Raw genomic sequence first — 22100 nt, forward strand, 5'->3', positions numbered from 1 at the left:
CTGCGCGCGGCTGGCTATCTGAAAGCGCTTTCAAAAACCGCTCCACGCGGCGGCCCTGAGGGAGGACCCATGGCGACGCTCGACCACCCGGCCTCCACAACGGGAGTGCCTGAGCGCGAGGCGGCGACCGTCGGCGGGGCCGACGCCGGCGCGCCGGGGATCGCCGCACCACAGGCAATCGTTACCAGCCTCAAGCGCAGCGACGCGGTCACGCCCTACCGGTTCCGCGACCTGCTGGCGCTCGACGATTTCGAGCGGCACGCCAAGCGGCTCCTGCCGCCGATGATCTTCCAGTACGTCTCCGGCGGGGTCGAGACCGGATCGGCGCTGGCGCAGAGCCGCGGCGCCTATGCTGACTACGCTCTCGTACCCCGGCTGATGCGGGACACCTCGGCGCGCGACACCGCCACAACGCTGTTCGGCCACACCTACGCGGCGCCGTTCGGGATCGGCCCGCTCGGCGGGGCCGCCTTCATCGCCTACCGGGGCGACCTCGCGCTTGCCGAGGCGGCGCGGCGGATGAACCTGCCGATGTGCCTCAGCGCCTCCTCGCTGATCAAGCTGGAGGACGTCTTCGCCCAAAACCCGCAGGCCTGGTTCCAGGGCTACCTGCCGGGCGACCAGACTCGGATCGATCGCCTGCTCGATCGGGTCGCCGCCACCGGCTACCGGACCTTCGTGGTCACCGCCGACACGCCGACGCTGGGCAACCGCGAGCACAACACCCGCAGCGGCTTCTCCATGCCGATCAAGGTCACGCCCAAGGTCGCGTGGCAGAGCGCGACCCACCCGCGCTGGCTGATCGGCACTGTCGCCCGGACCTTTCTCAAGCACGGCGCACCGCATTTCGAGAACACGGAGGCCGAGCGCGGGCCGCCGATGATGTCGCAGGGCGCGGTGCGCAACACCATCGCGCGGGACCAGCTTTCCTGGAAGAATCTGGAGGCGATCCGCAAGCGCTGGACCGGCAACCTCCTCGTGAAGGGGCTGCTTGCGCCCGAGGATGTCGAGATCGCCCGGGAATGCGGCGCCGACGGCGTGATCCTCTCCACCCATGGCGGGCGCCAGCTCGACTACGCCGTGGCGCCCCTGGACGTGCTGCCGGAGATCGCGGCCAAGAAGGGCGGACTGAAGATCATCGTCGACAGCGGCATCCGCCGGGGCACCGACGTGATGAAGGCTTTGGCGCTCGGTGCCGACTTCGTCCTGCTCGGCCGGCCCTTCATGTTCGGCGCGGCGCTCGGCGGCGCGGCGGGCGTCGAGCACGCCATGCGGATCCTCAAGGAGGAGCTCAACCGCGACATGGCGCTGATCGGGATCAACCGCCTGTCCGAACTCAATCCCGATTTCCTGCGCCGCGTCCCGCGTCGGACCTGATCCGGAAACCGCCATGCCCGACGCCCCCCTCGGACTCGCCTTCGTCGGCTGCTTCACCACCGAGCGGCGCCGGGCGCGCGGCCAGGGCATCGATGTCTACCGGACCGGGGACGGGCTTGATGGCTGGGCGTATCTTGGCCGGGTCGAAGGCCTGACCAATCCGTCCTTCCTCGTCGCTGACCCTCGGCGCGCCGTGCTCTACACGGTGCAGGGTGACGGCGCGGACGCGAGCGCCTTCGCGGCTGCCCCGGACGGCACCCTGCGGCCCCTCGGCAGTGCCGCGACGGACGGCACCAACAGCGTGCATCAGGCTCTCGACCCGACCGGGCGCTTCCTGATCGTCGCCAACTACGCCAGCGGCTCCGTCGCCCTGTTGCCGGTGCGCGACGACGGCGGTCTGGAGCCGGCTTGCCACGTCCTGCCGTTGCCGGGCGATCCGGGTCCGCACCGAACCGAGCAGGCCTGTGCCCACCCGCACCACGTGGTCCTGGCGCCGGACGGGCGGCACGTGCTCGTGCCCGACAAGGGGCTCGACCGCGTCTTCGTCTTGGCGATCGACGGCGAGCGGCTGGCAATCGTGTCGGAGACCGCGATGCGGCCCGGCGCCGGGCCGCGCCACATCGCATTCCACCCGCGGGCGCCCCTCGCCTTCCTGATCAACGAGCTGGAGTCGAGCATCGCGACCTGCCGCTGGGACGCGGAGGCTGGAACGCTCACGCCGCTGCATCTCACTCCGACCCTGCCGCCGGACTTCTTTGGCGCCAGCACGGCCGCGGCCATCGTGGTCACGCCGGACGGACGGTTCGTCTACGCCTCGAACCGTGGCCAGGACGGCATCGCGCGCTTTCGCGTGGATGCCGAGGCCGGGCGGCTCGATCCCGCCGTCTGGACCCCTTCGGGCGGCCGCGACCCGCGCTTCATGACCCTGGCGCCGGACGGACGACACCTCCTCGTGGCCAACGAGCAGGGCGACAGCCTCGTGGAATTCGCCATCGATGCCGTCAGCGGGGACCTGACCAAGACGGGCACGCGCCCGAGCCTCAGTCCCTGCACGATCGCGTTTTTGTAGGAGGTCCAAGTCTTTGTCCGCAGTCATGATTCCAGCGGACCGCATCCTACGACCCATACCAATCCCACCCGCAACCTCATCCTGAGGTGGAGGGCGGGAATGACCAAGATCAACAAACGACAATAAAAATGACGAAAATCCCGGAGGAAACCCCATGTTTGCCAAGCGCTACAGGTTCCTGATCGCGTTCCTGCTGTTCATAGCCGGGATCATCAACTACATGGACCGCGCCGCGCTCGGCGTGGCGGCGCCGTTCGTCAAGCAGGATCTCAACCTGTCGCCCGCCGAACTCGGGGTGATCTTCTCGACCTTCTTCTTCGGCTACGCCCTGTTCGCCTTCGTGGGTGGCCAGCTCGCCGATCGCTACGGCCCGCGCAGCGTCTACAGCTGGGCCGCCGCCGCCTGGTCGGTCCTGTGCATGCTGACCGGCGCGGTGACCGGCTTCGCCCAGATGTTCGCGGTCCGCGCCCTGTTCGGCTTCGCCGAGGGGCCGATGAACTCCACCACGAACCGTACCCTCACCACGTGGTTCCCCCGCGAGGAGACCGCCCGGACCATCGGCTTCACCTTCTCGGGCCAGACGGTCGGCAGCGCCATCGCGGCGCCCGTGGTCGGCCTGCTGGCGATCCAGTACGGCTGGCGGGTCGCCTTCGTGGCGATCGGCGCGGTCGGCCTGCTCTGGGTCGTGGCGTGGCGCCTCCTGATGACCGATCGGCCGCAGGACAATCCCCGCGTCGGCACGGAGGAGGTCGCGCTGATCGAGCGCAGTCGCGCGGTCACGCACCTCGCGCCGTCGGACCACGCCCGCTCGCTGAGGGAATACCTGTTCCTGCCCAGCACCCTGTCGCTGGGTCTCGGCATGTTCGCGGTGAACTACACCCTCTACATCTTCCTCTCGTGGCTCCCGAGCTACCTGACCGATGCCCTGCACATGCCGGTGCAGCAGATGGCGCTCGTCGCCTCGATTCCCTGGGCCTGCGGCTTCGTCGGCTATGTCGGCGGCGGCATCGTCGCCGACCACCTCTACAAGCGCATGGGCGACAAGCTCGCCGCCCGGAAGATCACCACGATCGTGCCGCTCGCCATCGCGGGTGTCGCGCTGATCGCCGTCAACGCTGCGCCGAATGCCGCGGTGGCGGTCGCGCTCATCGCGCTGGCCGTGCTGATGCTGACGAGTTCCGTGCAATCCTGCTGGGCGACGATCCACGAGCTGGTGCCCGAGGCCCGTGTGGGCGGGGTGAGCGGCTTCATCCACCTCCTGAGCAACATCTCAGGGATCATCGGACCGACCGCCACAGGCCTCGCCGTGCAGTATCTCGGCGGCTACGCCAGCGCCTTCGTGATCGCGGCCCTGATCGCGGCCGCGGGCGTCGTCGCGATGGCGATCTTCGTGCGGCGGCCCCGCCTGCCTGAGCCGGCCGCCTCCCTCGACGTGGCCAAGGCCGTTTGACCCCGGAGCATCCATGAGCGCCGAGACCCTCCCGCAAAGACCCGTCCTGCTGACCGGCGCGTCGGGCGCCCTCGGGCGCGTGCTGACCCGCGCGCTCGGAAAGGCCGGCTGGACGCTCCGGCTCACCGATCGCGTCCCCTTCCCCGATCCGCTGCCGGACGGCGCCCGCTTCCAGCGCGCCGACCTCGAGGACGGCCCCGCGATCCTGCGGCTGGCCGAGGGCTGCGGCACGATCCTGCATTTCGGCGGGATCTCGGTGGAGCACCCGTTCGAGACGGTGATCGGCCCCAACATCCGCGGCCTCTACCACGCCTACGAGGCGGCCCGGCGAGAGGGCGCTCGGATGGTGTTCGCGTCCTCGAACCACGCCATCGGGTTCCACGAGCGGTCCGAGGTTCTGGACGAGACCTGCGCCCTGAAGCCGGACGGCTATTACGGCCTGTCCAAAGCCTACGGCGAGCTGATGGGCGGCCTGTACCGCGACAAGCACGGGGTCGAGAGCGTCTTCCTGCGGATCGGCTCGTGCTTTCCGGAGCCCACAGACGCGCGGATGCTGGCGACGTGGCTGTCCTATGGTGACATGACCCGGCTGGTCATGCGCGCGACCCTGGCGCCGACGCTCGGCCCCGACGGTACGGTCGTGATCTGGGGCGCCTCGAACAACAGCCGCATGACGTGGTGGGGTCGGGACGGGCGCGACACCATTGGCTGGGCGCCGCAGGACAGCGCCGATCCCTACACGCAAGCCCTGGAAGGCAAGACCAGCGGTGATCCGGTTGTGGAGCGCTACCAGGGCGGCGGGTTCACGGGGCTCGATTATTTCCGGGGCGATTTGGGGAAATCCTAATCCCTACTCAACCCGCGCTCCCTCCCTCATAGGTCTACCAGAGCCACACATCCCACCTTGAGTCTAACCCTTGGAAAAAGAGCGCTTTTCCCCTCCCCCTTGTGGGAAGGGGTCATGGGTGGGGGTAGTACAGAAGGCACCGCCGCGCTCAATCCTGCACCACCCCCACCTCCAACTCCTCCCCGCAAGGGGGAGGAGAGAGCCTCACGGCTGACGACGTTTGAGCACCGCAGCCCACGGGGGGATGCGCGGAAGGGCTTTCGAGTTCGACTTGGCGGATCGCCGGATCGACCGGCTCTCCAAAAAAAGATGGATCACGACATGACCGACGATCACGCCGCAACCCGCCTGAAATGCGCCCTGGTGGTGCGCGGCGCCTTCGACGCGCATGTCATCCCGGCCTTCGAGGCGGCAGGCGGCCGGGCGGCGATCCACTGGGCGCCGACCGCCGTCATCATGAAGGTGCTGGAAGCGGGCGAGACCGCCGACGCCGTGCTGGTCCTGTCGGACGCCATGGACCGCCTGATCGCGGACGGCCGTGTCGAACCGGAAACGCGGGTCGATGCGGTGCGCTCGCGCTACGGCCTTGCCGTGAAGGCCGGGACGCCCCATCCGGACATTTCCACCGTCGAGGCCCTGAAGCGCACCCTCACAGCAGCGCGCTCGGTGGCCTATTCGCGCACCGGCGCCAGCGGGATCTACTTCGCCGGCCTGCTGCCGCGGCTCGGGCTCGCAGACGCCGTGAACGCCAAGGCCACCATCATCCCGCAGGGCTTCACGGCAGAGAAGCTGGTTTCGGGCGAGGCCGACATCGCGGTCCAGCAGATCAGCGAATTGATGGTTGTGCCGGGGATCGAGGTGGTCGGGCCCTTCCCCGATCCGGTGCAGGAGGTGACGACCTTCGCGGCGGCGATCCTGCGGGGCGCGACCGACCGGGCGGGCGCCGCCCGCTTCCTCGCCGGGCTGACAACGCCGGAGGCCACCGCGGCCTACCGGGCGAGCGGGCTGGAGCCGGCCTTCTGAGCGGGAGGAGGAGGGACCCCCTTTTGACGACGGGCGCGGCGACCTTCCACGCTTCGCGACCGCAAAAAAGTCCTTATGCTCGTGCTGTCCGGGCGCTCTTCCATCCCGTCGGACCGGATCGCGCCCTCCATGCTGAAGACCGCCTTCGTTGCCGCCCGCGACCGCCAGCGGCTGTCGGAGATCGCGACGATCCTGATCGGCTTCGGCGTCACCCGCGTCGTGGACCGCCTCGGCCTGCGCTATCTGCCCCTGCTGCCCCGCCGACGGCCCCGGGTCGACGTGACCCGCCTGTCGGAGCCGGAGCGGCTGCGTCGGGCGATCGAGGCGCTCGGCCCCACCTTCATCAAGTTCGGGCAGGTTCTGGCGAGCCGGCCCGACCTCCTGTCGCCGGCCTGGACCGAGGAGCTGCAGAAGCTTCACAGCCAGGTCGTGCCGGTCTCCTGGGAACAGATCGGGCCGCAGCTCGAACAGGACCTCGGCGCACCGCCCCAGGAGGTGTTCGCCGAGTTCGACACGAACCCGATCGCCTCGGCGTCGATCGCCCAGGTCTACCGGGCGCGGCTGCACACGGGCGAGGACGTCATCGTCAAGGTGCTCCGCCCGAACCTGCGCAAGATCATCGAGGCGGATCTGCGCCTGATGGCCCACGGCGCCCGCATCGTGGAGAACGAGTGGCCCGACATGGCCCGCTACCAGCCGCGGGAGCAGATGCGCCACCTCGCCGACGGGTTGAACGGCGAGCTCGACCTGCTCAACGAAGCGCGCAACTGCGAATTGCTGGCGCAGATCTTCGAGGACCGCGACGACATCGTCTTCCCGAAGATCCACTGGGAGCACTGCTCCGAGCGGGTGCTGGTGCAGGACTTCATCCACGGCATCCCGCCGAACGACGACGCGGCGCTCCGCGCGGCCGGCCTCGACAAGAAGCTGCTTGCCCAGAAGGGCACCGACGCCTTCCTGCAGATGGCGCTGATCGAGGGGCACTTCCACGCCGATCCGCACCCCGGCAACATGCTGGCGCTGCCGGGCAACAAGATCGGCTTCATCGATTTCGGGATCATCGGCCGCCTGTCGCAGCGCCGCCGGTCGCAGCTGCTGGTGCTGATCGGCGCGATGCTCAAGCAGGATTCCGACGGCCTGATGGCCGTACTGCTCGACTGGACCGGCACCAGCAACCCCGACCTGACCCGTCTCCAGGTCTCGGCCCAGTCCTTCGTGGAGAGTCACTCCTCGATCCCGCTGAACCTCGGGCTGGTGCTGACCGACTTCATGAACATGGCCCGCGAGAACGACCTCGCCATGCCGACCGATCTCGCCATCCTGTTCAAGGGGCTGGTGACCGCCGACGGCGTGATGCGCCACCTCGATCCCGATTTCGATCTGTTCGCGGCGGCTGGCCCCACGGTCAAGGCGAGCATGCAGACGCAGTTCTCGCTCTCTGCCCTCAAGCAGAAGGCCGAGGCGCTCGGCGTCGGCCTGTACGGGGCGGCCTCCGAGCTGCCGACCCTGATTCACCTGATGCTGGTGCGCCTCAAGCAGGGCCGCGTCACGGTCGAGATCGAGGTGAAGGGCCTCGACAAGCTCACCCGCGGCATTGAGCGCGCGGCCGCCCGGGTGGCGGTGGCCCTGGTGGTGGCGGCCTTCGCGACCCAGCTCGCGCCGCGGCTCATCGACCTCGGCACGCCGGTCTTCGTCTCGATCGGCTTGATAATCTTCGTGCTCGGGATCGGCTGGCTCGTGCTGCTGATGCGCAAGAAGTAGCCGACTTCGTTACGGAGGCCGAGCGCGACATAAGTTTTCGCCCCCCAGTTAATACACGTTTCGATTGATTATCCGGGCCGCCATGGTAGCGTGAGGCATCCAACGATTCGCTCGGCGGCGGGCAGGGATCCGGCATCAGAAGCGGCTCAAGCCGTCGATGCCCCCTCCCGATATCGTGTCGCCGCATCTGCGCGTCGGTGGACCTGCTGCGTCGCGCAGAGGCGCGCCGCCGGGTGGACCAGGGGGGCGAACGATGGAAGCAATCATCGTGTTGCCGCGGATCAACGGGGCTGAGCGGCGCCTCGACATGCTCGAGGCGGAGAATGCCCGCCTGCGCGATCTGTTGGCGCAGGCGAGCGCGCTGGCCGATCGGGAGCGGCAGCGCAGCCGCCGCCTCGGTCGAATCATCGAGGCCGCGAGCCGCGTCGAGGCCAGCCGGGTCGCCGCCGAGCGGCCGCGGGCCGCAGCGCCGGAGGCCCGGGCGCCGCTGGCCGGGCTCAAGCCCTCGGCCCAGCCATTCGCCTTCAACGACTACCTCGAACTGCTCGATCACGACGGGTACCTGATCACCGCCTCGGCCGACGGCCCGGCCCTGTCCGGCGTTCAGGACGAGGCGGACGCGATCGGCCGCTCCTGGATCGAGGTATGGACGCGCCAGGAGGATCGCGAGGCCGCAGCCGGGGCCCTCGACCGGGCACGCCTCGGCCGGCCGAGCCGTTTCCAGGCGCGGATCGAAACCGTTCAAGCGATCCGGTGGTGGGACGTGGCCGTGACGCCGATCGGCGCGACGCCCGGCAGCCCCGAGCGGATCCTCACGGTGTCGCGCGACATCAGCGAGTTGAAGCTCGCGGAGGCGCATCAGACGCTGCTGATGCAGGAACTCGCGCACCGGATGAAGAACACGATGGCCATGGTCCAGGCGGTCGCGGCGCAGACCATGCGCAACGCGGTCTCGCTGGAAGCCGCCGGCGAGGCGCTGGCGGCGCGCCTGCTGGCGCTTGCGAAGGCTCACGACGTCCTGCTCCAGGGCTCGTTCGCCCGAGCGTCCCTGGTCGGTCTGGTCGCCGGGGCGATTTCGCTGCACGACGACGGCCTGACCGATCGGTTCCGGGTCGAGGGCGCCGACCTGACCCTGGGACCGCGCCACGGCCTGACGCTGGCGCTGATGCTGCACGAACTCGGGACCAACGCCGCCAAGTACGGCGCCCTCTCGGTTGCCGGCGGCAAGGTCGGCATCACCTGGACGGTGATCGACGCGGAGGGCGGCTCGCGCCTGCGCTTCCGCTGGGAAGAGAGGGGCGGCCCGCCCGTGACGCCGCCGACCCGCAGCGGGTTCGGCACGCGCCTCATCGCCCGCAGCCTCGTCCACGGCTTCGGCGGATCGGCGCAGCTGACCTATCCGCCGGAAGGGGCGGTGCTGACGTTCGAGGCGCCGCTCGAAGCGGTCATCGCCGGCTGACCGTCGCCATGCGTGACGGCGGCCAGGTCCTGCAGGGCCGGGATCGTCCGATCGCGCAGCATCCGCACGGCGGCCAGGGGCTCCGTCAGGTCGTGTCCCGCGGCGGCATTCTCCTCGACCGCCCGGCAGGCCTGGGAAAGCGGATCGCAGCCCAGCATGCCCGACATCGACACGAGCGTGTGTGCCTCGCGCCCGTAATCGGCCGCAGAGCGGTCCCCCTCCGCGAAGGCGGTGGCGAGGCTGAGGCGGAAGCGGTCGACGATGCGGCCGAGCTTCTCCGGTCCGATCACCGCGCTAAGCTCGTCGAGCGCTTGTCGATTCACGAGCGCCTGGGACACGGTCCGTCTCCGTCGGAGCCTGCTGGTGGCGGTCCCGAGCGCATGACGATCGGCAACAGCCCTTAACAAACCGTCCGTACAGCGGGGTCGCTCCGCTGCCTCGCAGTCCTGCTGCACACCTTAGGGCATCTTCGCGGGAATCGGAACTGGCGCGATGCTCTGGACCTCTAGCCTTGTATTATCGCTCCTTGGGCCGGGCGCCGGCATTTGCGAACGATACTCTCGGTGCATGCTGCGAGGCGCACGCTTGCACCGGGTCGCGACCGCCCTGACGGAGCAGATTCCGTTGTTGGCAACCAATTTTTTGGGTGTACGAAAATTCGTGGATATCGAGTTCGACCCAGTCAAGGACCGTGCCAACGTCATCAAGCACGGCATATCCCTGCTGGCGGCGGAGGAGTTCGATTGGGATACGGCGTTGGAGCGTGAAGACGATCGCTTCGATGATGGAGAGGTCCGGTTCGTCGCCCTCGGCATGATCCGGAACCGTCTGCACGTGCTGATTTTCACTGAAGGCTCCCAGGCGGATGTGATCCGGCCCATCAGCTTGCGTCTGGCGGAGAAGCACGAGGTGAGGTTCTATCATGGCCACGTTTGATCCCGAGCGTCACGACGATAATCCGCCGCTGGACGCGGCCTTCATGGCCAGGATTGTGCCGGCCCGGCGCGGGCGGCCGAAAGGGGAATCGCCGAAGGTGGCGGTCAAAATCCGCCTGGATGCCAAGACTGTGGAATACCTGCGCGGAAGTGGCCCCGGGTGGCAGACCCGCGTGAATGCGCTGCTCGGTAAGCTGGTGGCGACCGGTCAGATCTAGACTATTCTCTGCCGGGGACGATACCGGTTCGGCGCAAGAGAGCGCGGCAAGGCGGGGACTCGAAGCCGTGTTCGACCGAGCGCCGCCGTGACGGCCTACAGCTTGCGCGCCCGGCTCCTCGCCCTGTGGATCCTGCTCCTCGCCTCGGCGATCGCGACCGCCTACCTGATGTTCGGCGTCTACGCCCAATCGACCGGCGTCCAGGTGGCCCGGGCGGACATCACCGTCGGACGGGCCTGCCGCGAGATCATCGATCGGTACGCCGCCCGGGTCGGCCTGCGGGGCGACATCGCCGAGTCCGACCTCGCCGGCGTGGTCGAAGCCGCGCTTGCCGGCACACCGGGGATCGAGGGCGGGATCTGGAGCGCCCAGGACGGGTCGATCGCCTACGCCTATCCGACCTACGAGGGGAGCGGTCCGAAGACCGATCTCCCGGTCGCCGAGCGCGACACGATCGCCACCCTGAACGCCCAGGCCCTGCGCGTCGGCCATGCCGTGTCGCTGAACCGGCCAAGCCGCACACAGGTGCTGCTGCTCCAGGCCTGCCCCCTGCGTGGACCGGAGCCCGGGCTGACGGCCTGGGCCATGGGGCGCGCCCACGTCAACGACGGCCCGACCTACACGCGCTTCCTCGCCGGGCTCGGGTTCCTGACCGCCACGGTCCTGGGCTCGGCGGCCTTTCTCGGTTGGTTCCTCTATGGATTCTCCGACCGGATCGCCCGGCTCGAGGCCGCCCTTTCGGCGCCGCGACCGGACGGCGAAGACCTGCCGCGCCTCGATCACACCGGCGAGCGGGAGTTCGACCGCCTGGTCGAGGCCCTCAACGCGGCGGGCGGACGGCTGCGGGACGCGCGCGGCCGGGTCGTGGCCGCCGAGCGCCTGGCCGCCGTCGGCCGGCTCGCGGCGAGCATCGCCCACGAGATCCGCAACCCGATCGCCGCGATGCGGCTGAAGGCCGAGAACGCCCTGGTCAGCGGCGATCCGGACCGGGCGACAGCGGCCCTACGCACGGTGCTCGGCCAGATCGCGCGCGTCGACACGCTGCTGCGCGACCTCCTCAACCTGACGCAGGCGCGCCCGCTGAACCGGGCGCCGACCGCGGTGGCGCCGCTGCTCGTGGAGTGCGCCGGCCTGCACGAGGATCTCGCGAGCGCGCGCGCCGTGCGAATCGTGATCGCGGCGACCGGACTGCCCGAGGGGGACCATCCGCATATCGACCGTGCCCAGATCGCGCGCGCCCTCGACAACCTGCTCCTGAACGCCCTCCAGAACACGCCGCCCGGTGGTCGAGTCGACCTCGGCGCCGAACGGGCCGCGGTCGATGGCGCCCTCCGCCTGCGGCTGCGGGTCAGCGATACCGGCCCCGGCATCGATCCGACGATCCGCGACAACCTGTTCGAGCCCTTCGCCACGGGTCGCGCGGACGGGACCGGCCTCGGGCTCGCGATCGTGCGCGAGATCGCGCTGGCCCATCGCGGCGAGGTCAGGCTGGACGAGAACGCGTCGGAGACCACCTTCCTGCTGGATCTGCCATGGCAACCATCCTGATCGTCGACGACGACCCGGCCCTGCGCGAGGGGCTCGCCGAGACCGTGGCCGACCTCGGACACAGGCCGCTACCGGCGGCGTCCGGCTCGGAGGCGCTGGCACGGCTGCAGGCGGGCCCGGTGGATGCTGTGCTCCTCGACCTGCGCATGCCCGGCGACCTCGACGGCATGTCGGTGCTGGAGCGGATCTGCGCGCTGCCGGACCGGCCGCCCGTGACCGTGCTGACGGCGTTCGCCAGCCCGGCCAACACCATCGAGGCGATGCGCCTGGGCGCGCATGACCACCTGACCAAGCCGATCGGCCGCGCCGACCTCGCGTCCGTCCTCGACGCGATGCTCAAGACGGTCCGGCCGGCGGGCGCCGTCCCGGATGCCGCGGCTGGCCATCCGGGCCTCGTCGGCTCCAGCGAAGGCATGCGGCGGGTCCAGAAAATGATCGGCCTCGTGGCCGACACCGCCTCGACAGTGCTGATCCAGGGCGAGACCGGCACCGGCAAGGAAGAGGTTGCGCGGGCGCTCCACGCCTTCTCCCGGCGGCGGGCGCGCCCCTTCGTCCCGGTGAACTGCGCGGCGATCCCGGGGGACCAGCTGGAGAGCGAGCTGTTCGGGCATGTCCGGGGGGCGTTCGGCGGGGCGACCGGGGACCGGGCCGGCGCCTTCCACCTGGCCGAGGGTGGCACGCTGTTCCTCGATGAAATCGGCGACATGCCGGCCGCCATGCAGGCCAAGATCCTGCGGGTCATTCAGGACTGCGTGGTGACGCCGCTGGGCGGCCGCTCGGCGCGGGTCGATGCCCGCCTCCTGGCCGCCACCCATCGCGACCTCCCGGCGCTCGTCGCCGAGGGCCGGTTCCGCGCCGATCTCTACTACCGCCTCAACGTGGTGCCGCTCGCCCTGCCGCCCCTTCGCGAGCGCCTCGCCGACATCGTGCCGCTGGCCGAGCATTTCCTCGCCCGTTCGAGCAAGCGCCTCGACCGGGGCGCCGCCTCCCGCCTGCTGGCCCACGACTGGCCGGGCAACGTCCGAGAGCTGCGCAACGTCGTCGAGCGCGCGGCGGTGCTGGTCCGCGGCGGCGTGATCGCGGCCGCGGACCTTGACTTACCATCAGACCGGCCCGAACGGCGGAACGGAGATTCTCCGCCGGCCGATTGGCTGTCCGGCGATCTGCCGAGCGCCGTCGCCCGCCTCGAGCGGGCGATGATCGTGGCCGCCCTGCGCGAGACAGACGGCAACCGGGCGGGCGCCGCCCGCCGGCTGGGGATCCAGCGCCAGCTCCTCTACGCCAAGATCGAGCGTTACGGCCTCGGCGCACCGGGCCTCGATCTGTCGGCGGATCCGACATGCGATGTCGGGAATCCTGACGCTTCCAGCAGCCTCGGCCCCGAATAACCCGTTCATCCCGAAGGCAATCGTCCGCGATGCGGTCACGATCACCTTTGTGACGGAACCGAACATCCGCGCGGGCGTCGAGCACCGCGAGCGATGGGCTGTCCGGATCCCGGCGGGCCCTTTGGTGTGATCAGGGCGGATCGGGATGAGCAGAATCGGGACGACCGCGACGTGCGCCGACGCGGAGACCCGCACCGCCTCGACCAAGGCCCTGCGCGGCCTCGATGCGCTCAACTTCTTTCTGGCCGACGTGCGCGACGGGCTCGGCCCCTACCTCGCCATCTACCTGATCGCCGTGCGCGGACCGGACCAGGGCTGGAACGAGGCGACCACCGGTCTCGTCATGACCATCGCGGGTATCCTCGGCCTCGTGGCGCAGACGCCCGCGGGCGCCTTCATCGACGCAACCAACCACAAGCGCGCCGTGGTGATCGGCGGCGCCATTGCGGTGACGGCGAGCTGCCTGGTCCTGCCGTTCATCTCCAACTTCTACGTGGTGACGGCGACCCAATCGATCGCGCATGTCGCCGGCACGATCTTCCCGCCGGCTCTGGCCGCCATCACCCTCGGCCTCGTCGGCCCGAAGATGTTCGCCAAGCGGATCGGCCGCAATGAGGGCTTCAACCATGCCGGCAACGCGGTCTCGGCCGCGGTGGCGGGGGGGCTGGCTTACTTCTTCGGGCCGATCGTCGTGTTTTGGCTCATGGGCATCCTGGCCGCCTGTTCGATCGGCGCCATGCTGATGGTGCCGGCCGACGCCATCGACGACGATCTCGCCCGGGGCATGACCGAGGAAGAGGAAGCCGGGCAGGAAAAACCCTCCGGCCTCGCCACCCTGCTCCAGAACAAGGCCCTGCTCCTGTTCGCGGTGCTGTGCGCGATCTTCCACCTCTCCAACGCCGCCATGCTGACCTCGGTCGGCCAGCTTCTGACGCACCTGTCGGGCAAGGATCACGCGACCTCGCTGATCGCCATCTGCATCGTGGCGGCGCAATGCGTGATGGTGCCGGTGGCGATCTTCGTGGGCGCCAAAGCCGACGTGATCGGCCGCAAGCCGATCTTCCTGGCGGCCTTCGGGGTGCTGGCCCTGCGCGGCGTACTCTATACCCTATCGGACAACCCGTTCTGGCTGGTGGGCGTCCAGCTCCTCGACGGGATCGGCGCGGGCATCTTCGGCGCGCTGTTCCCGATCGTGGTGTCCGATCTGACCCGGGGCGACGGTCGCTTCAACACCGCCCAGGGGGCCGTTGCCACCGCTCAGGGCATCGGCGCCTCGCTCAGCGCCACGCTGGCCGGCGTGATCATCGTGTCGGCCGGTTATTCCACGGCCTTCCTGGCGCTCGCCGCCATCGCGGCCCTGGGCTTCGTGCTGTACCTCGCGCTGATGCCCGAGACCCGCGACGCGGTCGCCGCCGGCAACGAGCCCGAGAGCGGCGGCACGCTCCCGCCGGTCGTTCCCGCGAACGCCTGAGCGGCTGCTTCTCGGGACGACCCCCCGACTCGCTCACACGATGTTGGCTCTGCACCGCCGCTTTCCCGGGCACATGCAGCGCCAAGGAATGCGGCCTGGGAATCAACGAAAGACTGCGCGAAGCGTCGATCCGGATCGATCGGGGCCGCTTGCGCGACGCTTTGCGTGCTGGTTTCCGGATCAGATCCCGCTGTGACTCCGCCCGTCCGGCAAAGGACGGCGCATCCCGAAACCGGTTAGCGCCCTACCCGCCCCGTGCGTCACGAAGCGACAGCGAGGTCCGGTGCAACCGCGAACGCCTGGGTCGCTTCCGGCGGCGCCTTGCGCGAGATGTAGTAGATGTCGACGGCGCGCCAGAAGGCACCCTGCTCCTCTTCTGAGCGACGGGAGAGAGAGCCTTGGAGGATTGCCATCGCGGCCCGGGCGGGCTCGCTCCGCTCCAGTTCGTCGAGCAGGCCGGCGAGATGCTGCATGGGGCGAACCTCCGTTCGGAGAACGACAAGTTCTAACGCTCGAGCTTGCGTAACGATCCAGGCCGGCGTGATCCGCGACGGCCCGCACGATCCTTGCCTGACGAGGCCGCGCGGCTACCATCGCCGCGTCGAGTCCGACTCGTCATCGTTTCAGAGCTAGAGGATCACCGCATGTTTTCCTGCCGAAGCGGCGCGGCCCATTCCCTGCGCGGAGCGGTCTTCGCGCTGGCCCTGGCCAGCCTGTGCGGGGCGAGCCCGCTGAGCGCGCGCGAGATGCCCGAGTCCGGGACGGCCGCCGCGACCCGGAAGCCGAACGTCGTGATCCTCGCCACCGGCGGCACCATCGCGGGCGCCGGCGCGGATGCCGCCAACAGCGCGACCTACACCGCCGCCAAGGTGCCGGTCGACAAGCTGATCGCGGCCGTGCCGCAGATCAGCACCGTCGCCAATGTCCGCGGCGAGCAGGTCTTCCAGATTGCCTCCGAGAGCTTCACGGATGCTCAGCTCGTCCAGCTCGGCAAGCGCGTCTCGCAGCTCCTCAAGCAGGACGACGTCGACGGCGTGGTCGTCACCCACGGCACCGACACCCTGGAAGAGACGGCCTTTTTCCTCGATCTGGTCGTGAAGAGCGACAAGCCGATCGTGGTCGTCGGCTCGATGCGGCCGGGCACGGCGATCTCGGCCGACGGCGCCCTCAACCTCCTCGACGCCGTGACCGTGGCGGGCAGCAAGGAGGCGATCGGCAAGGGCGTCACCGTGACGATGAACGACACCATCCAGTCCGGCCGCGATGTCACCAAGCGGACCAATGTCGTGCCCAGCGCCTTCTTCAGCCAGTGGGGGCCGCTCGGCATGGTCATCGAGGGCAAGACATACTTCTTCCGCTCGCTCTCAAAGCGGCACAATTCCAGCTCCGAGTTCGACATCGACCAGATCGACAGCCTGCCGCTGGTCGGCATCGTCTACGGTTCGGGCAACATGATTCCGGGTGTCTACGACGCGGAGGTCCAGGCGGGCGCGAAGGCGATCGTCAATGCCGGCACCGGCAACGGCTCGGTGGCGGGCTACCTCGTCGACAAGCTCAAGGACATCCGCTCCAAAGGCACGCTCATCATCCGCTCGTCGCGCGTGCCGGACGGGCTCGTGCTGCGCAACGCCGAGCAGCCGGACGACACGTACGACTGGGTGGTCGCCAACGACCTGAACCCCGCCAAGGCCAAGATCCTGGCGGCCGTGGCGCTCACCAAGACGAGCGACACGAAGGAGCTGCAGCGGATCTTCTGGGAATATTGAGGCTCTTCAAGGTGAAGAGCCCCTGCTGAAAAGGCGGAGGCTCCGCGAGTTCCCTCCCCCCTCTGCGGGGGAGGGTGGGCCCTGCGTCAGCAGGGGTCGGGTCGGGACGAAGTCCCGCGAGGGGGGAACCCGGCTTCCGGAAGCAGCGAGACCTTCAAGACGAGTTGGACCCATCCTGCACCGTCGCTCCCCTCTTGCGGGACTTCGCCCGACCCGACCCCCTTCGGGGGCCATCCTCCCCCGCAGTGGGGGGAGGGAGAGCACTTGGCCGCTGGGTTACATCCCACGGCACACAGCTTAAGTACCGGCAACCGACGCGGCCGTGGCGCCGAGTCCGAATCACAGCCTCGACCCCGCCCGTCGGCCCCGAGCCTGGAGAAACCAGCATGACCGAGCTTCATCCCGAGGTCGCGGCGGTCACCGAGCGCGTCGTCACGCGCTCCCGCGAGACCCGACGCGCCTATCTCGACCTGATCGCCCGCGAGCGCGAGGCGGGCGTCCGGCGCGGCAAGCTCGCCTGCGGCAACCTGGCCCACGGCTTCGCGGCGGCTGGCGAGGACAAGGCGGCGATCCGCGACGAGCGGACCACGATGAACATCGGCATCGTCACCGCCTACAACGACATGCTCTCGGCCCATCAGCCGTACGGGCGCTATCCGGAGCAGATCAAGCTGTTCGCCCGCGAGCGCGGCGCGACCGCTCAGGTGGCAGGTGGCACCCCGGCCATGTGTGATGGGGTTACGCAGGGCCAGAGCGGCATGGAACTGTCGCTGTTCTCCCGGGATGCGATCGCGCTCTCGACCGCGGTCGCGCTCAGCCACGGGATGTTCGACGGGGCGGCGCTGCTCGGCATCTGCGACAAGATCGTCCCGGGCCTGCTGATCGGCGCCCTGCGCTTCGGCCACCTGCCGACGATCCTGATCCCGGCCGGGCCGATGCCTTCGGGGCTGGCCAACAAGGAGAAGCAGCGGATCCGCCAGCTCTACGCCGAGGGCAAGGTCGGCCGCGCGGAACTGCTCGAATCCGAGTCCGCCTCTTATCATTCGGCCGGCACTTGCACGTTCTACGGTACGGCGAACTCGAACCAGATGATGATGGACATGATGGGCCTGCACATGCCGGGCGCCTCGTTCATCAATCCCGGCACCAAGCTGCGGCAGGCTGTGACCCGGGCGGCGATCCACCGGCTCGCCGAGATTGGCGGCGGCGGCAACGACTATCGGCCTCTCGGCCTCTGCGTCGACGAGAAGGCGATTGTTAATGCCGCGGTCGGTCTGCTCGCCACGGGCGGCTCGACCAACCACGCCATCCACCTGCCGGCCATCGCGCGTGCGGCCGGCATCGTGATCGACTGGGAGGATATCGACCGGCTGTCCAACGCCGTGCCGCTGATCGCGCGCGTCTATCCGAATGGCGCGGGCGACGTGAACCACTTCCACGCGGCCGGCGGCATGAGCTTCGTGATGGCCGCGCTGCTCGATGCCGGCCTGCTGCACGACGACATCCTCACCGTGGCGGGCCAGTCTTTGCGCGACCACGCCCGCGACCCGAAGCTCGACGGCGAGGAACTGGTCTTCGAGGATGCCGTGTCGGAGAGCCTGGACGATGCCATGCTCCGGCGGCCCGCCACGCCGTTCCAGCCGGATGGCGGCATGCGGCTGGTGAAGGGCAATCTCGGCCGGGCGACGTTCAAGACCAGCGCCGTCGAGGAACAGCGCCGGACCATCGAGGCCCCGGCCCGGGTCTTCTCCGACCAGGACGCGGTGTTGAAGGCGTTCAAGGCCGGCGAGCTGGAGCGGGACGTCGTGGTGGTGGTCCGGTTCCAGGGCCCGAAGGCCAACGGCATGCCGGAATTGCACAAGCTCACCCCGCCGCTCGGTGTGCTGCAGGACCGTGGCTACAAGGTCGCCCTGGTGACGGACGGCCGGATGTCCGGCGCCTCCGGAAAAGTCCCGGCCGCCATCCACCTCAGCCCCGAGGCGCTCGGCGGCGGACCGATCGGCCGGATCCGCGACGGCGACATCGTCCGGCTCAGCGCCGCCGACGGTCTGCTCGAAGTTCTGGTGGACGAAGCCGAGTTCGCCGCCCGTTCCGAAGCCGAAGCACCGCCGCCCAGTCAGGGCACCGGGCGCGAGTTGTTTGCGTTCATGCGCCATGGGGCCGATACGGCGGAGCGCGGTGCCTCCGCGATGCTCGCCGCCGCCGGCCTCTGAATTCAGCACAGGAGTTGCCGACCATGAACGATCTGACCAGCATCGACGCGCTGATGCGCTCAGTGCCCGTCATTCCGGTCCTGGTGATCGACGATGTCGCCCAGGCTCGGCCCATCGCCGAGGCCTTGGTGAAGGGCGGGTTGACCGCCCTGGAGGTCACCCTGCGCACGCCGGCCGCACTCGACGTCATCCGGGAAATGACCCGGGTCGAAGGCGCAGTCGTGGGCGCCGGGACAGTGCTCAACCCCCGCGATCTGGAGAACGCACTGGCGGCGGGGGCCGAGTTCATCGTCTCGCCCGGGCTCACGGAGCCACTGACCGACGCCGCCAAGGCCAATGGCGTGCCCTACCTGCCGGGCGTCGCCACCGCGGCCGACATCATGCGCGGGCTGGATCACGGGCTTGACCGGTTCAAGTTCTTCCCGGCCGAGGCCGCGGGCGGCATCAAGGCGCTGAAGTCCCACGCGGCGGTGTTCGGTGCGGTGCGGTTCTGCCCGACGGGCGGAATCACCGAGGCGACGGCGCCGGATTGGCTGGCGATCCCGTCGGTGCTCTGCGTCGGCGGCAGCTGGGTGGTGAAGCCCGGTACGCCGGATCCGGCGGCGATCGAGCAGGCGGCCCGGGCAGCCGTGCGGTTGCGCAAGGCGGCGTAAGCGCACCACGTCCTGAGCATCTCGAAGGGACCCTCCAGGAAGCTCTGCGATCCCGGAAGCTCTCCTTCGAGGCCCGCCGACCCGGTCACCTCAGGATGAGGTCGCGGGCTGGAGAGCCGTACGTCTGCCAGCTACTCCGCCGGCAGCGGCCGCCTCTGCTCACGCGGAGTGAACACCCCACCCTCCGGCTCGAGCGTGATGCGCCGGTCGTGGAAAGCCTCCAGCGTCGATCGGTGACCGATCGACACGATCGTGGTGCCGGGCAGCCGCTCGCGCAGCATCCGGTAGAGTGCCGCCTCGGAGGGCTCATCGAGGGAGGCGGTTGCCTCGTCGAGGAACAGCCAAGCCGGCTTGGCCAGCACCACCCGCGCGATGGCGAGCCGCTGCTGCTCGCCCCCTGACAGGCGCCGCTCCCAGGTATCGACCTCGTCCAGGCGGTCGGCGAGGTGCGGCAGCTGGGCGGCGACCAGGGCCTCCTTGATGGCGTCGTCGGAGAACTGATCGATGGTGTTCGGGTAGACCACGGCGCCGCGCAGGGTACCGAGCGGGATGTAGGGCCGCTGCGGCAGCAGCAGCGCCGACTGCCCCGCCGGCACGTCGATCCGGCCCTTCCCGAACGGCCAGATCCCGGCGATCGCGCGGAACAGCGTCGACTTGCCCGAGCCGGACGGCCCGGTGACCAGGGTCGCGCTGCCCCGCGGCAGCGTCAGCGCGTCGGCGGTCACGATCTGGCGTCCGTCCGGCAGGGCGAGCACCAGCCCGCGCGCGGTCACGTCGCCGGTCGTGTCGTTGCCCTGGACGAGCCCGTAGCCGGCATTCTCCAGCGCCTCGGCCTTGGTCATGGCCCGGCGGAAGGAACCGAGACGGTTGGTGTTGGCCTTGTAGGCGGCGAGTGTCGTGTAGGAATCCACGAAGAACGAGAGCGAACTCTGGACCTGCCCGAAGGCCTGCGAGGTCTGCTGGAGGGCGCCCAGCGTGATCTTCTTGGCGAAGAAGGACGGCGCTGCCAGCACCATCGGAAAGATCACGCTCGCCTGCCGGTAGCTGAACGTGAAGGCGATGAGCTTGATGCGGCGGAAGATGATGCCGACGTAATTGTCGATGACGCTGTGGAACAGTGTCGAGAGCCGCGAAGCCTCAGCGCGCTCGCCGCGCAAAAGCGCGATCTGCTCGGAATAAATCCGGTTCCGGGCCAGCGCGAAGCGGAAATTCGCCTCGACCTGCTCCTGCCGGAAGTCGAGCCCGATCAGCGGCCGGCCGATCAGGTGGGTCAGCCACGTGCCCACCACCGCGTAGCCGATCACCAGCCAGACCAGGAAGCCCGGGATGACCGTGTCGGTGAACGGCACCACGAAGTCGCGCGACAGGGTCCAGAGAATCACCATGAACGAGACGAGCTGCGCCGCCTGGCTGAGCAGGCGGATCGACAGCGTCGTGGTCTGCACGATGAAGCTGTTGACGTCCGCCTGGATACGCTGATCCGGGTTATCCGCCTCCTCGTCGGTGAACGGGATCCGGTAATGGGTGCCGTTGCCGAGCCAGCGCTCGTAGAGGCTGTGAGTCAGCCACGTGCGCCAGCGGATCAGCAGCGAGGAATCCACGAACAGGTCGAACATGCCGATGGCGATGTTCAAAGTGGCCAGCGGCACGAACACCCAGAGCAGCTGGTACCAGAAGGCGTTCGCGTCGTACTCCTGCAGGGAGTTGTAGATGTCACGGTAGAAGAAATTGAACCGCAGCGTCAGCGCCACGTCGGCGAAGTTCACGAAGATCGAGAGCGCCACAAGGTTGCGGCCGATTCGGCCTTCGGTGGTCCCGAACCAGCGGAACAGGCCGATCTCCTTGGTCGGCTTATCGCGGTTGGCGAAGTACGGGTCTGCGATGTTGGTGATCGCCTGGATCGGCTCGAGATAGGAGATGCCAAGCACAATGGCGGCGAACACCACCGCGCCGGTGGCGGCGAAGGCCGGCGGCAGGAGTGCGGCGATCACGGGCGGCAACAGACCCATCGCGGCGGCCGTCTTCGTACCGGCGAGCAACAGGTAGCCGACGCCGTAGACCGAAACGAACACCTTCAGGTAGGCCGAGATGGTGTTGGACGCGATCAGGATGCCGGCAAGCACGAAGCCCGCGAGGGAGACGTAAAGCGGCGGGCTCGGGATGCCCGGCAGGGCCAGCAGGATCAGCGCGGCGATGGCCGTGAGCACGGCTTGGATCCCGAGCCCGGTCCTGAGTGCTGCCACGCGTCTCTCCCGCCCCACCGCGCCTGAAAGAGGCGCAACCCGGCGGCCTTGGCCCCGGTCGATGGCGAGATAGTGGCCTTTGCCGCACGCTGTCGCGTGAAATTATCGTCACGTTCGCGGGATGCGGCGATTTACGCCGATCGCGCGCCTACCAGTTCCACTCCTCGAAGCCGGGCTCGCGGCACCGATAGCCGATCGGGCATTGCGGATTGTCGCGGGTTGGCGCGAAGCGCAACTCGGCGATCTCAGAGCCGCTGCACTGGGCGGGGCCGCTGACGAAACGCTCCGGCGCCGACCCGGCCGCGATCACGACATCCCGCTCGCCTTTGACCAGCGCCATCGCCTCGGCGCAAGTCATCCGGGCCGTTATCGAGCCGCGTGGCGCCCGGGTTTGCGCAAGCGCCTCCGCCCCGGGCGTGACCGCGACGAGGTGTATACACAGCAGGGCGAAGGCCAGCGGCCTCATCAGACACGGGTCCAGCATGCGCCCAGGACGACTATCCGCGGGCATCAAACTTATCCTGCACGGGCACGCGGCCCGAGACTGTCACCGGAATGCGCCACCGGACGGCTTTCGCCGTCGGACCGCCGCAATCGACAGATTATGAGATTCTCGGACCGCCGCGACGGGTTGCACCATGACGGCCGAGGCCCGACGGGGGCCGAACAGGCGCATCCC

19 protein-coding genes are annotated in these 22100 nt (G+C 69.1%); 15 read left to right on the forward strand and 4 right to left on the reverse strand.

The window, feature by feature from the left end; genetic code table 11:
- Positions 1 to 69 precede the first annotated feature (69 nt).
- From MKK84_RS07075 to MKK84_RS07105, 7 genes are all read left to right on the forward strand, one after another.
- Positions 70 to 1377 (forward strand): alpha-hydroxy acid oxidase, encoded by a 1308-nt coding sequence (locus MKK84_RS07075; RefSeq protein ID WP_243917998.1) that lies wholly within the window; start codon positions 70 to 72, stop codon positions 1375 to 1377.
- A gap of 13 nt (positions 1378 to 1390) precedes the next feature.
- Positions 1391 to 2446 carry a lactonase family protein gene (locus MKK84_RS07080; protein WP_243917999.1) on the forward strand — a complete coding sequence of 352 codons (1056 nt, stop codon included), beginning with the start codon at positions 1391 to 1393 and terminating at the stop codon, positions 2444 to 2446.
- Positions 2447 to 2600: 154 nt separating this feature from the next.
- A complete protein-coding gene (locus MKK84_RS07085) occupies positions 2601 to 3896 on the forward strand; it encodes an MFS transporter (RefSeq protein WP_243918000.1) in 1296 nt (431 codons plus the stop codon).
- 13 nt (positions 3897 to 3909) lie between these two features.
- Positions 3910 to 4743, forward strand: coding sequence for an NAD-dependent epimerase/dehydratase family protein (locus tag MKK84_RS07090; protein WP_243918001.1), 834 nt, complete (start codon positions 3910 to 3912; stop codon positions 4741 to 4743).
- A 321-nt stretch (positions 4744 to 5064) separates the two neighbouring features.
- On the forward strand, positions 5065 to 5766 hold the full coding sequence (locus tag MKK84_RS07095) for a molybdate ABC transporter substrate-binding protein (protein WP_243918002.1): 702 nt from the start codon (positions 5065 to 5067) through the stop codon (positions 5764 to 5766).
- Positions 5767 to 5895: 129 nt separating this feature from the next.
- Positions 5896 to 7527 carry an ABC1 kinase family protein gene (locus MKK84_RS07100; protein WP_243918010.1) on the forward strand — a complete coding sequence of 544 codons (1632 nt, stop codon included), beginning with the start codon at positions 5896 to 5898 and terminating at the stop codon, positions 7525 to 7527.
- A 253-nt stretch (positions 7528 to 7780) separates the two neighbouring features.
- Entirely contained in the window at positions 7781 to 8986 is a 1206-nt protein-coding gene (locus MKK84_RS07105; RefSeq protein WP_243918018.1) for a sensor histidine kinase, read from the forward strand.
- On the opposite strand, the gene MKK84_RS07110 is transcribed toward MKK84_RS07105, so the two are convergent.
- On the reverse strand, positions 8923 to 9324 hold the full coding sequence (locus tag MKK84_RS07110; RefSeq protein ID WP_243918020.1) for an Hpt domain-containing protein: 402 nt from the start codon (positions 9322 to 9324) through the stop codon (positions 8923 to 8925). The genes MKK84_RS07105 and MKK84_RS07110 overlap by 64 nt on opposite strands.
- 229 nt (positions 9325 to 9553) lie before the next feature.
- On the opposite strand from MKK84_RS07110, the gene MKK84_RS07115 reads away from it, so the two are divergent.
- From MKK84_RS07115 to MKK84_RS07135, 5 genes are all read left to right on the forward strand, one after another.
- Positions 9554 to 9922, forward strand: coding sequence for a BrnT family toxin (locus MKK84_RS07115; RefSeq protein WP_243918022.1), 369 nt, complete (start codon positions 9554 to 9556; stop codon positions 9920 to 9922).
- A complete protein-coding gene (locus MKK84_RS07120; RefSeq protein WP_243918024.1) occupies positions 9909 to 10139 on the forward strand; it encodes a BrnA antitoxin family protein in 231 nt (76 codons plus the stop codon). The genes MKK84_RS07115 and MKK84_RS07120 overlap by 14 nt, the downstream gene beginning before the upstream one ends.
- A gap of 87 nt (positions 10140 to 10226) precedes the next feature.
- Complete coding sequence (locus tag MKK84_RS07125; RefSeq protein ID WP_243918026.1) at positions 10227 to 11687, forward strand: sensor histidine kinase; 1461 nt, start codon at positions 10227 to 10229, stop codon at positions 11685 to 11687.
- A complete protein-coding gene (locus MKK84_RS07130) occupies positions 11672 to 13075 on the forward strand; it encodes a sigma-54-dependent transcriptional regulator (RefSeq protein WP_243918028.1) in 1404 nt (467 codons plus the stop codon). The genes MKK84_RS07125 and MKK84_RS07130 overlap by 16 nt, the downstream gene beginning before the upstream one ends.
- A 145-nt stretch (positions 13076 to 13220) precedes the next feature.
- Entirely contained in the window at positions 13221 to 14546 is a 1326-nt protein-coding gene (locus MKK84_RS07135; protein WP_243918030.1) for an MFS transporter, read from the forward strand.
- A 260-nt stretch (positions 14547 to 14806) separates the two neighbouring features.
- On the opposite strand, the gene MKK84_RS07140 is transcribed toward MKK84_RS07135, so the two are convergent.
- Positions 14807 to 15019 (reverse strand): hypothetical protein, encoded by a 213-nt coding sequence (locus tag MKK84_RS07140; protein WP_243918032.1) that lies wholly within the window; start codon positions 15017 to 15019, stop codon positions 14807 to 14809.
- A 171-nt stretch (positions 15020 to 15190) separates the two neighbouring features.
- Here MKK84_RS07140 and MKK84_RS07145 point away from each other — a divergent pair, with 171 nt between their 5' ends.
- The 3 genes from MKK84_RS07145 to eda all read left to right on the forward strand — a co-directional run bounded on the left by MKK84_RS07145 (position 15191) and on the right by eda (position 19178).
- Positions 15191 to 16312, forward strand: a complete 1122-nt coding sequence (locus tag MKK84_RS07145) for an asparaginase (RefSeq protein ID WP_243918034.1) — start codon at positions 15191 to 15193, stop codon at positions 16310 to 16312.
- A gap of 386 nt (positions 16313 to 16698) precedes the next feature.
- On the forward strand, positions 16699 to 18525 hold the full coding sequence (edd, locus tag MKK84_RS07150; RefSeq protein ID WP_243918036.1) for a phosphogluconate dehydratase: 1827 nt from the start codon (positions 16699 to 16701) through the stop codon (positions 18523 to 18525).
- 23 nt (positions 18526 to 18548) lie between these two features.
- On the forward strand, positions 18549 to 19178 hold the full coding sequence (gene eda / locus MKK84_RS07155; protein WP_243918037.1) for a bifunctional 4-hydroxy-2-oxoglutarate aldolase/2-dehydro-3-deoxy-phosphogluconate aldolase: 630 nt from the start codon (positions 18549 to 18551) through the stop codon (positions 19176 to 19178).
- Between the two features lie 131 nt (positions 19179 to 19309).
- Here eda and MKK84_RS07160 read toward each other — a convergent pair whose 3' ends face one another.
- Together MKK84_RS07160 and MKK84_RS07165 are read right to left on the reverse strand one after the other, a co-directional pair.
- Positions 19310 to 21421 carry an ABC transporter ATP-binding protein/permease gene (locus MKK84_RS07160; RefSeq protein WP_243918039.1) on the reverse strand — a complete coding sequence of 704 codons (2112 nt, stop codon included), beginning with the start codon at positions 21419 to 21421 and terminating at the stop codon, positions 19310 to 19312.
- Positions 21422 to 21569: 148 nt separating this feature from the next.
- Positions 21570 to 21887 carry a hypothetical protein gene (locus tag MKK84_RS07165; RefSeq protein ID WP_243918041.1) on the reverse strand — a complete coding sequence of 106 codons (318 nt, stop codon included), beginning with the start codon at positions 21885 to 21887 and terminating at the stop codon, positions 21570 to 21572.
- Between the last annotated feature and the right edge of the window lie 213 nt (positions 21888 to 22100).

The sequence above is a fragment of the Methylobacterium sp. E-065 genome (genome assembly GCF_022829605.1).
Classification (GTDB): domain Bacteria; phylum Pseudomonadota; class Alphaproteobacteria; order Rhizobiales; family Beijerinckiaceae; genus Methylobacterium.